The organism is Cytobacillus sp. GQ23 (assembly GCF_059758675.1).
Window position 1 is genome coordinate 144921 of record NZ_JCAXER010000007.1, and the last position, 14219, is coordinate 159139.

General features: G+C 40.7%; 11 protein-coding genes. 6 read left to right on the forward strand and 5 right to left on the reverse strand.

Going from position 1 to position 14219, the window contains the following annotated elements:
- Positions 1 to 10: 10 nt before the first annotated feature.
- Both AC6CHU_RS08065 and AC6CHU_RS08070 read left to right on the forward strand, forming a co-directional pair.
- Positions 11 to 4195, forward strand: a complete 4185-nt coding sequence (locus AC6CHU_RS08065; protein ID WP_498121116.1) for a S8 family serine peptidase — start codon at positions 11 to 13, stop codon at positions 4193 to 4195.
- 109 nt (positions 4196 to 4304) lie between these two features.
- A complete protein-coding gene (locus tag AC6CHU_RS08070) occupies positions 4305 to 5552 on the forward strand; it encodes a helix-turn-helix domain-containing protein (protein WP_159869113.1) in 1248 nt (415 codons plus the stop codon).
- On the opposite strand, the gene AC6CHU_RS08075 is transcribed toward AC6CHU_RS08070, so the two are convergent.
- From AC6CHU_RS08075 to AC6CHU_RS08085, 3 genes are all read right to left on the reverse strand, one after another.
- Positions 5515 to 5667: a hypothetical protein gene (locus AC6CHU_RS08075; protein ID WP_498121118.1), complete on the reverse strand. Its 153-nt coding sequence runs from the start codon at positions 5665 to 5667 to the stop codon at positions 5515 to 5517. The genes AC6CHU_RS08070 and AC6CHU_RS08075 overlap by 38 nt on opposite strands.
- A gap of 54 nt (positions 5668 to 5721) precedes the next feature.
- On the reverse strand, positions 5722 to 6627 hold the full coding sequence (locus AC6CHU_RS08080) for a DMT family transporter (RefSeq protein WP_498121147.1): 906 nt from the start codon (positions 6625 to 6627) through the stop codon (positions 5722 to 5724).
- A 323-nt stretch (positions 6628 to 6950) separates the two neighbouring features.
- Positions 6951 to 7103: a hypothetical protein gene (locus AC6CHU_RS08085; RefSeq protein ID WP_159869116.1), complete on the reverse strand. Its 153-nt coding sequence runs from the start codon at positions 7101 to 7103 to the stop codon at positions 6951 to 6953.
- 288 nt (positions 7104 to 7391) lie between these two features.
- Between AC6CHU_RS08085 and yyaC the strand changes: the two genes are divergently transcribed.
- Both yyaC and AC6CHU_RS08095 read left to right on the forward strand, forming a co-directional pair.
- The gene (gene yyaC / locus AC6CHU_RS08090; RefSeq protein WP_251282897.1) at positions 7392 to 8015 is read left to right on the forward strand and encodes a spore protease YyaC; all 624 of its coding nucleotides are present in this window, start codon (positions 7392 to 7394) and stop codon (positions 8013 to 8015) included.
- Positions 8016 to 8124: 109 nt separating this feature from the next.
- A complete protein-coding gene (locus tag AC6CHU_RS08095) occupies positions 8125 to 8799 on the forward strand; it encodes a GntR family transcriptional regulator (protein ID WP_159869122.1) in 675 nt (224 codons plus the stop codon).
- A 30-nt stretch (positions 8800 to 8829) separates the two neighbouring features.
- Here the strand turns inward: AC6CHU_RS08095 and nadX are convergent, their stop codons facing one another.
- The gene (nadX, locus tag AC6CHU_RS08100) at positions 8830 to 9636 is read right to left on the reverse strand and encodes an aspartate dehydrogenase (protein ID WP_251282899.1); all 807 of its coding nucleotides are present in this window, start codon (positions 9634 to 9636) and stop codon (positions 8830 to 8832) included.
- Between the two features lie 557 nt (positions 9637 to 10193).
- Between nadX and AC6CHU_RS08105 the strand changes: the two genes are divergently transcribed.
- Positions 10194 to 11639, forward strand: a complete 1446-nt coding sequence (locus AC6CHU_RS08105) for a hypothetical protein (RefSeq protein ID WP_159869128.1) — start codon at positions 10194 to 10196, stop codon at positions 11637 to 11639.
- Positions 11640 to 11731: 92 nt separating this feature from the next.
- A complete protein-coding gene (locus AC6CHU_RS08110) occupies positions 11732 to 12409 on the forward strand; it encodes an NAD(P)-binding domain-containing protein (protein WP_159869131.1) in 678 nt (225 codons plus the stop codon).
- A gap of 19 nt (positions 12410 to 12428) precedes the next feature.
- On the opposite strand, the gene AC6CHU_RS08115 is transcribed toward AC6CHU_RS08110, so the two are convergent.
- Positions 12429 to 13811, reverse strand: coding sequence for a hypothetical protein (locus AC6CHU_RS08115; protein ID WP_498121122.1), 1383 nt, complete (start codon positions 13809 to 13811; stop codon positions 12429 to 12431).
- Between the last annotated feature and the right edge of the window lie 408 nt (positions 13812 to 14219).

Below are 14219 nucleotides of genomic sequence, written 5' to 3' on the forward strand. Positions count from 1 at the left end.
GGGGAAAAAAATGAAGTCACGCAATAATCTATTAAAAGGGGCTCTGACTGCAAGTTTATTATTCACAGCTGCCATTCCATTTAATGTGCTTGCTCAGAAGCCCGAGATCACGGTGGACGAAGCAGAAAAAATTTTAAGCGGTCTCTCTAAGGAGCAAAGGGATGCTTTAGAACAGCTGGAAGTTGGACCGGGATTTATTATCTCTCCGGAAGTAAATACATCCACTCCCGACCTGGTCGATGTCATTGTTGAATTTAACCAGGCTCCTGCAAAGGTAGAGGTAAAGAAAGAAGCTTTAAAAGGGAAAAAATCATCTATTCATACAGCGAAAGTAAAAGTGGACAAATCCCACAAAGATTTCAATGCCCATGTTAACAAGCTGAAATCGAAGAAAAGCAATGTACTGTATGACGCAAGTAAGATTGAAGTGAAACGCGAATACAAGAACGCCTTTAATGGTGTTTCCATGACACTTCCGGGTATAGCTGTTGAAGAACTCCTGCAATCAGGTTCAGTAAAAAGAATCTGGAGCAATGCCCAAGTCCAACTTGGACTTCCACCAGCAGAGCGGTCTGCCATAAAGCCAAAGATGGCAGACAGCATTCCTCAAATCGGTGTGGATAAGCTTCACGATGAGGGGGTTACCGGAAAAGGAATTAAGGTGGGAGTGCTGGACACGGGTATTGATTATACACACCCTGACTTAACTGGTTCTTACAAAGGTTATCGTAAAGAAAATGGTCAAGACCCTAAAACAGTTGATCCAAGCTCTGTGAAAGGCTGGGACTTTATCAATAATGATGCAGATCCAATGGAGGCAACTTACGATGATTGGGAAACATCCGGTCAGCCTGAATTTGATTCCAGAGGATCTGCCTTCTATACCTCTCACGGTACACATGTATCAGGAACCATTGCTGCCCAAAAAGAAAATGCAGTAGACTATGCTGTCAAGGGAGTAGCACCGGATGTCAATCTGTATGCCTACCGGGTTCTTGGACCATATGGATCTGGCTCAACAGACGGGGTGCTGGCCGGTATTGATAAAGCAGTAGAAGATGGAATGGATGTAATCAATCTATCACTCGGAGCGGGTGTAAATGATCCTTTATATCCTACTTCGGTTGCTATTAATAACGCTATGCTTTCCGGAGTCGTTTCAGTTGTGGCAGCTGGAAATGCTGGGCCAGATGAAAAAACGCTTGGTTCACCTGGTACAAGTGCTTTCGGAATTACAGTCGGTGCAAGTGATGCATCAATCTCCATCCCAGCTTTTAAAGCCACTGCGGCTGAGAAGGATTTCGAATCTATGAAATTATTAGCCAAAAACTTTACGGATGATTTAAAAACACTTGAAGGCAAATCCTACCCAATTGAGTATACTGGCCTGGGGACTCCGCAAGACTTTACAGGGAAAAACCTTGAGGGGAAAATTGCCCTCATCGAACGCGGAGAGCTGACATTTGAGGAAAAAGTGAAAAATGCCAAAAATGCAGGTGCAGCAGCAGTTATTATTTTTAATAATACGGAGGGCGAAATTCCGGCCTACATAGGTGAGAGCACTAAATTTATTCCTACATTCCAGCTTTCAAAGGAGGATGGGGAGTATTTAAAAGGTATCCCGGGAGCTTCTGTACAATTTAATCAGTTAATGGTGGCTAAGACGGAAGGCGACACTCTTGCCGATTTCAGTTCAAGAGGTCCTGTCAATAGCAACTACGACATAAAACCTGACCTCGTGGCCCCTGGTGTTTCCATTTTCTCCACCTATCCGGAGTATATGAACCATCCAGAAGATGGCAAGGATTACACATCTGCCTATGCACGCCTGAATGGTACGTCAATGGCCACTCCTCATATCGCAGGCATGGCGGCACTCATGCTTCAGAGTAATCCGGCTCTTGATCCTTTTGATGTCAAAACAGCACTGATGAATTCGTCGGATGATTTAAAAAAGGATTACTCCGTGTATGAAGTGGGCGCCGGCCGTGTGGATGCCTATCAGGCCGTTCACTCAAACGTTTCATTTAAGGTAATCGATAAAACAGAGCATGTTGAAAACGGAGAATACGTGGAAGCTGATGAAATCACAGGTTCCATCAGCTATGGAAACCACTTTCTGGACAGTGCAGATATTAAGGATAGCCGTGCACTTCAAGTGACGAATAAAGGCAACAAGGACCAATCCTATAAGATAACCGTGGAATATCATTCTGCCCGGAAGGGTGTGCAGGATGGAGTAAAAAATAAAATTAAAGTAAACCTTCCAGAATCGTTTACAATACGTGCAGGGGAAACGGAACAATTACAAGCGGCGATTACAATCCCGCAAACAGCTGAAATCGGGCGTTATGAAGGATATATCCATGTGGAGAACCAAAATAATCCAGAAGAACGCTATCAAATTCCATATGCAATCCGGGTGACTGACAAAGGCATCGATTTTGCAGAACCGCTTCAGCCGTCTGTTACGACTGATACACCAATGCACCAATACTATTCACCTGGTACGCACTTTGCCTTTAAGTTTAAAAGCCCGATGGAGACATTCGATTTAGTTGTAAAGGATGCAAAAACAGGAAAGGCTATCGGAATTGTCGGAAGCTTTGATGCCCGAGCGGCTCTGCCTGATAAAGAATATCTCATATTCTTCGGCCACAGAGGACTAGTTTATCCATTTACAGGAAATAAGAAGCAGCCGATTGCCGATTATCTTCAGAAACTGCCGGAAGGTGAATATGTTCTTGATTTGATCAGCCGTGATGCAGATGGAAAAACCTATCATCAAGAAAGTCTTGGTATTATAGACAATACTCCGCCGGAAGCAGACCTCGATATTGAGCCGGGAGTGGTTGAGATAAATGATAATATGTTAACAACTGAAGACGGCCACAGGGCATTCTGGGTTCATGGTAAGGTGACCGACAAGACAGTTGACCTATTGCAATCAAAAGGAATGGAATATACCCAAAAAACCAATACAGCTGCTTATTACGAAAGTGACCTGCCATTTATCAGCGGATTCCTGCAGCTTGAAGACGATGGCACTACAAAATTTGGTGTGCTTCCGGAAGAATATGAAACGACACCTTACAAGTTAAGGCTATTCCCGTGGGATATGGCAACAGCAGCCAATATGTTTAAATCTCCCCGGTATGTATTTATGAAGGAAGGCACTGAATACGCAGACAGCCGTTTTAATAAAAGCAGTATGAAGCTGAATGACGAAATAACCGTGACCCTTGATTTAAACAATGTGGAGAACTTTATTTCAGGCACTTATGAAATTCAGGGGCTACTTGACTTTTTTGAGCTGCAGGAAGTTAAAGTAAATCCTGAGCTTCAGAAGTTTGCAGACCAAAATGGTATAGAGGTAAAAATAGATGAACCAGTTGTCACTAAGTCTGGTGTAAAAGTCGGGGCAGCTTTATTAAAAGAAGGGTTTGAAGGGATCAGCGGAGATATGCCTTTCCTGGATGTTACATTTAAAATGGTGGATGACACCAGTTACGCAAGGTATGTATCCTTTGGGTTAAAAGAACTTTCTTATCATAAAAAGGGTCAGTCCGAAGCCGTAACCATTCCGGCATACAGCTTAAACCATTTTGAGCTTATCTCATCTCACTCACGTATTTCAGGCAATATGGCACCAGAAGCTTTCTTAACTTCAGGAGGCTGGATTGACAGCAAATATGATTTTACCAAGCTTAAAGCAAAGGTTTATGCGAAAGCAGCAGACGGGAAAATTTATGATGGAACTATGGACAGCAGTGGACTGTTTGAGGTCATTGTGCCAGCAGCAAAAGAAGCCTATACGGTCTATGTCGAGGTTCCTGGCCACTTGACAGAATATAAAAATGTATCGGCCAGCATCGAGAAGGATGGAAAGTATCACGGGCTTTATGTAAGAATTAACCCTGAAGATAACCTTGCTGGGGATGTTACTCAAGATGGGGTTATCGATATCCGTGACATGAAAGAAGCGGTTAATCATTATGGAGAAGAAAACCCTAAAAATGCCGATCTGGATATAAATCAGGATGGAGTAGTCGATGAAACCGACGTCAGATGGATTGAAAAGAATTTCTTGACGAAAGGGCCGCTGTCCGGAAAAGGAAATCAGCCGAAAGACAGGATTGGAAAGAAAGGGCTAGCTGATTTCTTAAAAATGATTGGATTGGAGCCGAAAAATTAATAATAAAACAGCAGGCAGGAGACAAGTTCTCCTGCCTTTTTCTATTATCCTATAGAAAACATCCAGTGATTTCACTATAATAATAGAAACTTGATACCGAGGTGGCAGCATGATCATAGGAAAAATTATTAAGTTTTACAGGGAAAAAGCAGGATTAACACAGGGCCAGCTGGGGGAAGGAATCTGTTCTGTTACCCATTTAAGTAAAATCGAGAGGGGAATTACCGAATACTCCGGTGAAATTACACTCCTCCTCGCCAGGAGGCTCGGAATCGATCCTGAAGAGGAAACAATGCGATATCATCAGCTTGCCAAAAGGCTGGATGAATGGCATGAGAGTATGATCATGCAGCGTTTGCAGGAATCTGAGCGTATAAAGAAAGAACTGCAGGGTGAAAAACTGATTCATATGACTGACTTTCAAACTCTATATCGCCTGCTGTCAGCCAGATATTTTTTATCTGTAGGTGATTTGATTTCAGCATCAGATTTAATTTCGGATCTTAAAAAAGCTTCTGCTGCATTGTCACCTCATAATGCTAATTTGTTAAAGCATATCCAGGGCATTTATTACTTTCTAACCGGCCAATATCGTGACTGTATCAGCTGCTTGGAATCCATTGACAGAGATCAGTATAGCTACGAAGAATACTATTACCATTTAGCGATTGCCTACCATTCCATCCATTCGAATATTACCGCCTATTATTATGGAGAAAAGGCGCTTCAATATTTTCAAAGAACCTTAAACATTCTCCGGATTATTGACACAGAAATGCTGCTGATTATACAGCTAAATTCGAAGGAACTTCATGATTTTCATGAAACGAAGGAAAAATATGAACAGCTTATAAAGCTATGTGATGCATGTAATTCAGGTGATCGCAAATCCAAGCTATATCATAATCTGGCCTTTGAATATTTTCGCCGAAAGAAATATCGGAAATCAGCTGGTCTATATGAAGAAGCATTAAAACTTACCGCTGAAAAATCTCCTCACTATCTGACTGCTTTAGATGGATATATTCATACCTGTTATAAAGGGAAACTCAAGTCCCGAAATATCTTAATAAAATTAGCTGGAGAAGGACTGGAGAGGGCAAGAGCTGCTGATTCATATACCTGGATTTATTTTCAGCTTCATCTCCACCTGCTGAAGGATGAAGAAAGGCAATACTATCAATTTATTGAAGAAATAGCATTGCCATACTTCAAAAATATTGGATACGGCATTTTAATCGACCATTATGAGAAAAAGCTATTCCATTTTTACTCAGAAAAAGGCGAGTCAAAAAAAGCAATAGCACTAGCCAGTTCTTTTATACATAAGCAAAAAAGCTATTATGATCATGATTAAATAAACAGAAGGCTTGTTCACCGCCAATCGGGAACAAGCCTTTTGAATTCATTTTATCAGTTAGCCCATGCGGCAATTGCACAGCATGTTCTGCAGGAGAAACTCCCAGCATCATTCTCTAAAGACTTAATAAGGTCCCTTCTTCTTCATGTATGAGTCTAATAAATTACTAGGCAGTCTTATTTTTCATGGCTTGTTTAGTCATCTTTCTTTGAAAAAATTTAGCATTAGTTCCTATATATACACCCGTAAGAACAAAGGCTGCTCCAATTCCATGCGCAATGGTGAACGTTTCACCCAAAAAGATTGTAGCCATGAAAACAGCAGACACTGGCATCACATTAATAAAAATGGAAGCCTTGGCCGCTCCGACCTCTTTAATTCCGTTATAATACATGACAAATGAAATCACGGTAACAAAGATACTCATATGAGCAATAGCAGCCCAAGTTGTAAAGTTGGCTTGCTGAAGATCCATCCACGTTGTTTCTGCAGAAGCAAATGGCAAAAGAAATAAAGTCCCATAGGCAACGGCATATGTGGTCGATTCCACTGAGCTGAATTTTTTCAATGCCACTTTCCCCACAACACTATAAATGGCCCAGCTAATCACAGCCCCCAGCAGTACAAAGTCAATTGGTTCAAAGCCATATTGGAAAAGAGAGAGCAAATGGCCATCTGTAATAATAAACACTGCACCTGTCAATGCAACGGCCATTCCCATGATATGATTTTTCGTAATTTTCTCTTTAAGGAATAGTCCAGATAAAAGGACAATAAGAACCGGATTGGATGCAATAAATAATGAGCTTTTAATCACCGGTGCGTGCTTTGTGGCCAGAAAGAAACAAATATTATACAGCGCAATTCCAGTCAGGCCCAAGAGAGCAAACAGTCCATGATCTCTTAAGTTTGGCCGCTTCCGGTTTTTCTCCATAATCCACATAAGCGGAAAAAGCAGGATGGCAGCTCCTAAAAACCGCAAAAAAGCAACGGTTGCAGGTTCGAAGCTTTGAACAGCAAACTTACCGGCAATAAATGCGCTGCCCCATGTTGCAGTAGCCAAAGTCAGCATCAAATAAATCAGCCATAATCTCTTTTTCAAACGAACTCGCCTTCATTTCTGTAAAAATTTTATAAATAGTATTATAACATCTTTTTCGAAAGTCGAAATAGTTAATTTTTTATAACTTGAAATTCACATCTAAATTTAGGCTATAAGGAAGAGAGGATTATGATGTTTTTTACTTTATCGGTTATGAGGTAAAGTATCGAACAAAAAGTGGAGGGGGGAAATAATGATACTTGGCCATTTCAGTAAATTAATGCATGGTAAAGGCGGAGAAAAAAAACGGATTCAGGCAAAAAATGAAGAAGCTGATCAGGATACCAGCTTCTTTATCGTTTATTCATTCTGGAATTGCCCTCATCGACCATCCCCCTTACTTCTTCAGCCAATCTGTCAAAAACCTGATTAACCCTATTCATTAAAATATCCTGGGAACCTCCATTTTGATTATCAATTCCTTCATTTATATTGTCCTTTTTCATTAAGAACTCACCCCCGCAAAAGTTATCTTTTGTATAGGGCTGCAAAATATTCTTCGCAGTAAATTACACAGGTAATGAAAGCCAGCTTGGACTTCGGGTATGATTGAAGAAAGATATAAAGAAGTCCGAGGATATGTTACCTAAAGTCCGGGTAACTACATAAAATATTGGCTGAAAAATTTCCAATTGCTCCTTTCATTGTATAAACTAAGAATGATTATCAATTAAATTTTTATATAACAATACTGATTCACAATATATAAACATTACCTGAGAGGAGGTAAAAAAATGTGGCCATTTTCATCCAGCAAAACGAAGAAGAAGAATGTCATTGATGCAGCAAGTTACATTTCCATCAAAGAAACAACGGAAGAAGCTGAAGTTGAAAAGATGGTATCGAAGCTGGAGCAGATTTTTTACAGCACATCCAGGGAAATCGTTATTTTATGCATTGGATCTGACCGCTCTACAGGAGACTCTCTTGGGCCATTGGCAGGTAAGATACTTAAAGAGAAGAACATTCCCTATCCAGTGTATGGGACTTTAAAGGATCCGGTCCACGCTTTAAATATCAAAAAGGTACTTAAAGAAATAGAAGAAACCCACCATAATCCCTTTATATTTGGCATCGACGCCTGCCTTGGAGACGAAAGGCAAATCGGCTATATTTTAATAAGAGAAGGATCTTTTATTCCAGGGAACGCAGTGAATCGGGTTCTCCCGAGTGTGGGTGACTATCATTTGAAAGCCATTGTAAATACGCTCGATCCATTATCACCAGTGCACTCTTTAAATAGCACGAGACTGTACATGGTTTTAAAACTGGCTGAAATTATCGCGGAAATTATTTCACGGGTCGCGGCAAATGATCGGACTTCCCGGGGAAAGATAGAAAAAATAAATGTGCCGTAAAGGTGAGACTAGTAGAACTCCCTGGTAAATCAGCCAAAAAATTGCTGTTACCCCGACAGGTAAGTTATAATGGGCAGTAAGGTTACTAAAGAGAGAAAGAGGGAAAGGGATGGTTAACAATTGGACGGAAGATAACCTGATCTCAATACGCGAGAGGGTTTATCTGCATATTAAGGATCTTATTTTAGACGGGGAATTTAAAGCGGGAGACCGGCTGGTTGAACGTGAACTTGCTGAGCGGTTAAATATCAGCAGGACACCAATACGGGAAGCGCTGTTCCGTTTGGAGTCCCAGGGGTTTGTTAAAACAGTGCCAAGAAAAGGCGTAATCGTTGCCGATATATCTGAAAAGGAAATAATTGAAGTATTCACCATTTTATCTTCACTTGAAGTACTTGCAGCAAAATTAGCCGTCCAAAAGCTGGATGAAGGAATGGAAAGCAAATTCACTGACAGTATTCAAAAGGTCAAGGAATACCTGAAAAATCCAGAAGAAGATGCTGCTGAATTACATAGAGAGCTAAATCATCTCCTATATAGCTCTGCCAAAAATGTGAAGCTTTATGAGATGCTGAGCGGATTGTCCGATTACATTCGCGCTTTTGCCAAAATCGGGCATAAAAATCCAGGCAGGGCAAAGCAGTCCATGGATGAGCATTTAAAAATCATGGAAGCCATCGTCAATAAAGAAATGGAAATGGCAGAATATCTTACCAAAATACATATTGAGAATTCAAAAAAAGCATATATTGAAGCGGTTCAGCAGAACGAAAATAAAAATTAAGAAAGAGCTTGAGCTCTTTCTTAATTTTTTTTAAACTCCAATCACGAATGGCGAAGTTAAATTTTTTAATACCTTAGCTACACTCATGGCGACAATTGGACTCGATTTTGGATTTTCTTCATAAGGAACATTCGAAACGGAGATTTCCACTTCGCCAAAATACCCCTTAGCCTTAATGGTATGAGTATTTGTTCGGATAGTCGGATCAGCATATACCTTCACCTTTGTATTTTCAAATCCAATACCCGCCAGGCTAAGGGCTGCGGAAACATTCACACTTTGCGGAAACAGCCTGGATGACTCCCGGGCATTTCCTTCATAAATACAAAATGGTTCAGTCAGCATATGTAAATCCACTTTTTCTTCTGCAATCGTACCTTTCCAGCTGCGGGGATGTTTTCTTGTGATTAATGTAATATCTTCAATCTCCCCCAGTGCCCCTGCTGCAATCCGGTCCAGGCCGGCTATAGCTGCAGAGGGGATAAAGATCTGCCGGTTTTGCTGCATGGCGACATCCTGCAGTTTTTCATAAAAACAGGCATCTCCTAATGCTCCTACAGAAAGTACTACTAGATGACTTCCATTTGCCAGCACTTTTTCTCCATAAAGGTGTAAAGCCTCATGACCTGCTGCCTCTATGATAATATCTAAATCACCATTAAAAAAGTCGTCTTCATCTGATGTAAGGGCAAGTGATTGTTTGTCAGCATGATCAGCATGTTTATTACTTCTGACCAGCACCGACTTCAGCATCACATTGCCGGCATGGCCGGTTTCTATTAATTCTGCAATGGTTTTCCCAAGCGTTCCAAAACCTATAATTCCAGCTTTAAGCATGTTTTTCACTCCTTCTTGGGATAAGCTCTAAGTATAGGTATCTATAGAGGTGGCATACGATATACTTTGTGCAATTTTAATCTAGATTTTAACTTAAGTTCATAAAGAGAGCAATACATTTTATAGAAAATAGTAAAACATCTAAATTTTCAAAATTATTTGCACAATAGTTGTTTTTAGTGTTATTATAGTATACAAGTTAAAAATAGTGAAAAAGGGAGGTGGTCATAGTTCTCATGTGCAGAAGGGTAGATGCATTTCAATGGAATCTGTCAATCTGCTAGCATAAGAGATGGATAAAGGGCTATTAAAAGCGGTACATCAGCAGTAAAGCCAGTCAGCCATGTTAAACGCTTTTTTGTTTTTTGGCTATTTTGGTATACAATCTACCAAATGCTGTATTCTGTTTGGCAAATGTTACAAATTCTTACTGGTTATGCTAAATTTCTGGGTATTACATAGTCAGCTGCAGATAAACAATTTATGCCTCCAGGAATCTGTCTTTTGCAATCTTTCATAGAGAGCTATTTTTTATTACGAAACACGGAGGGGAATATATGGAGTTAACATTTGCTCATTGGGTCTATGCAATTGTTACTGTGTCTGTCATCGCCACCATGCTTTTCAGGAGAGGCGTTGTCTTGCCGGTAATCATCGGAACTTTCTTAGTGGCAGTCATTTATAAAGGCAGTCTGATTGCTGGCTTTCAGGCTGTATTTAACGCTAATCTCCTCGCAGCAAAAGAGTTATTCAGCATATTCTTAATTATTTCACTCATGATCGCTCTGCTAAATTCTTTGAAGGATTTGGGAGCTGATAAGAGGCTTATTGGTCCGATAGAGAAAGTCATGGTGAATGGGCATGTTTCCTATTTAGTACTGATGGTTACAACCTACGTGATCTCTCTCTTTTTCTGGCCAACACCTGCAGTCCCGTTAATCTGTGCACTGCTTGTACCTGCAGCTGTTAGAGCTGGGCTGCCTGTGATGACGGCTGCCATGGTAATTGTCATTGCCGGTCAGGGCATGGCATTATCCTCTGATTATATCATGCAGGTAGCACCGATGCTCAGTGCCAAAGCAGCTGGAATTGATAAGTCCATGGTTGCGGATAAGACGCTGGTTCTTTCCGTTATTACAGGTGTACTCGCATTGTCTTATGTTTATGTGGCGCATAGAAAATCAATCGTGAAAAATGGGCAGCATGACTCCAAGTTAAACCCGGAAGATGCCGCTTTCTTCGGTGTAGCAAATGAGCTTGCTGCCACTGCTGAAGAAAGTGCCGAAATCATTCAGCGAAAAAACACATGGGGCAAGGTTTTTGCAGTATTAGTGCCCTTATCGATGCTGGCTGTTATGATTTATATGTTCTCAACAAAATTAACAGGTGGTACAGGCTTTGAAGGAACAGATGGAGCTGCATTCATTGGCGGTGTTGCGACAGTTTTATTCGTGCTTGCCACTGTGGTATTTAATCGAATTAATGCTTTAGATAAGGTAAGCGAGCATTTAACAGAAGGCTTCGTGTTTGCCTTCAGGGCGATGGCTCCGGTTATTCCAATAGCAGGCTTCTTCTTTATGGCAAGTTCAGACTTCACTGGCACAATATTATCATTAGATGAAAGCGCTGCCAAACCAGCCTTTTTATTTGATATGATTCAAGCTGGCCAGTCATATATACCTGAGAATGCCTTTGTTGCAGGATTCGGTCTGTTAATTGTCGGTCTGATCACCGGCTTGGATGGGTCAGGTTTTTCAGGGCTTCCGTTAACAGGTGCCTTATCAGGTGCATTAGCAAGTGGAAGCCATATCGATCCTTCCACTTTAGCGGCCATTGGTCAAATGGGTGCGATCTGGGGTGGTGGAACAATTGTTGCCTGGTCTTCACTTGTCGCTGTAGCAGGATTCCTGCAGCTTTCACCGCTGGAGCTGGCGAGAAAAAACTTTATTCCAGTCGTCGGCAGTTTATTTATAGCCACACTAGTTGCCATATTAATCTGGTAAAACATTAAGCTTGAAAAAAAGTAGGCTATCCTGCAAAGTTAGAATAAACTAACTAATGGGATAGTCTTTTTTATTTAGAGAGGAGTGAGGATTTGAAAATTGGCTTAGCAGGTATAGGAAAATTAGGTACAGCAATGATGACTCACTGGCATAAATCAAACTTTTCAATAGGCATTTTCCATCCCGACAGGTCAAAGGCAAAACACTTTGCGGAAAAGTTTCCTAACGCACATCCTTTAACAGATAAAGAGATGAGACAATTGGATATTATTCTGCTCGCCTTGCCGGCTGGAAAGGTAATTTCTTTTATCGATAGCCTTATTAAAGAGAACTCTTCTATCGCCTTCATTAATATGGCGACCGCGCTTCCAACTAAAGTGATTAAAGATAGGCTCCCATCCTGCAAGGTGTTTGGATTGAAATACATGGGGCATTCGAGAGATTTAATGGAGAATGGAAAGGGATTATTTATAACAGAGGACCAACTCCCTGCTCCCATACAGGATCTATTCAGACCAGTGGGGGAGATCATAATAGACAGAGAAGAGACGGTATTAGAAGTAAATAAACAGGCAACCTATTTTGCTGTAAAAACGGCTGTTGAAATTGAAACTGAATTCGCAGGGAAAGGATATCACCCAGCTTACGTTAAAAGAGGCCTTACTTCTCTTGCTCCTGAAGTCATACGTTCTTATAGCGAAGGTACATTGGGGCATTTTGCAAATGAAATTGTGAAGGAAATACAGGAATCTAAAAAAGCTGCTGATTAACTTTCAGCAGCTTTTTTTATTAAAGCAATCTTTCAAGTAAGAACAAATAAAGCATCACAAATGCAACATATACTGCCGCAAAAGGAAGATTCCAGCTTGAGACTTTATAGGAATCGACTTTGATAATGTTAGACATGAGACCTAGGGTGGCATTATATGGGCCTACCAAGAAGGCGGAAACCGCCCCGGAAAGCATTGCGACTGTAAGGATATGAGGAGAAATTCCGATGGCTTCCGGGTTAACTCCTTCAATCATCAATGCAAGGGAAACAGCAGGATGGAGGCCCAAAAAGGCCAGCCCTAAAGGAATCAGAGGCAGGAGGATCAGGAAAATCTCGACTCCTGCTACACTAATAAAAGCTGCAATCCAGTCAAAAAGGATTTCATTTGCCTTCGAAATATTTATCGCTGAGATAAAAAAGCCTGTTGATAAAAAAATAAAAAATTGATCCTTCATGCCCATAGCGAAGGAGTTGAAATGGTCAGACAACTGATGGACAAATTCCTTTCCTTTACATAAAAATAAGGACCAGCTGAAAGCAAAGGGAATGACGATCAGCGAAACCAGAATTAAAAATGGCAATGAAAATTGTGTCTCTGCAAAGGAAACAAGGACATTAAATATACCAATGGCCACCAGGATCTGAAAAACTCTTCCCGTGCGTCCGTCATTAGGCATTTCAATGGCTGCAGCTGTTTCATGCACGGATTCTTTTGCAGGATGAGGGAGTTTTATTGGCTGTGACTGACGGGATCCAATAAACCAATCCATTGCTAAACCTAATATGCTCAGTGGAATGACGTAAGGGAGGATGGAGCCCCAGCTGACACCCGTCATCGTTATCACAATTCCCACAATAGGTGTTACCGGAGCCCAGATTAATGGCATCGCAAACCCTCTGGAAATGGCCCTGCTCATAAAACGTTCCTTGTTCCTTACTGGAAAGCTGCCCAGTGCAGGCCGGATTGAATAATAGGTCATGGGAAGTGTGGCAAGATTCATGAAAATGCTGAAAAAGTAAGAGATTCCAGAAGTCATCATATACAATTGGCCAGATGTTTTTACCCGTTTTTGAATGATAGCCTGGATGCCTTCCCCATATCGCCCCAATTTAACAGGAATCCCCAGGATTGGTATCAGCGTAAACATGGTAAGCAAATCTAGCATAGGTCCAAAAGCAAAAATATATTGCTCCCACCCTGAGTTGCTTGTCCAGAGCAAAACTGCACCAAAAATGAGGAAAATGCCCCCGAGTACTCGAACAAATTTCTTCGTCAGCCGGAATGTTAAAACCACGATGATGCAACACAATATAGATAGGAGGGAATCAATATTCCATTGGGGAAGCAAGGTGGACAGCAAAAATAAAGCGATCACTGTTGAAAATAAAACTCTTAACATAGTAGACACCCTCATTTATTGAATTTTAATGGTAATTGTATACCGAGATGCCATTATAGTTGTATATATTTAAAAATTTGACTGTAAAATTAATTAATTCTGGTATTTGGTATACAATATTATTGTAAATCTGAAAAATTCATCATATAATAATGATAACAGGATTGAAAAAAAGGAGGCTGCCCTGATGTTCCATTTTCTATTTGGATCCAAATATGCAATTGAGAAAACTGAAAGAAAATTAGCACGTCTAAGAAGAACATTAAAATTCTAATCATGCCGCCATGCTTTGGCGGTCTTTTTTATAAAAAAAGTTGTTTGCACAATGTTTTTACAGAACTCAACGGTTAATAGAAAAACGAAAAAGAGCCAAAAAAATTATTAAGTGAACAGCAAACCCGGAAGAAG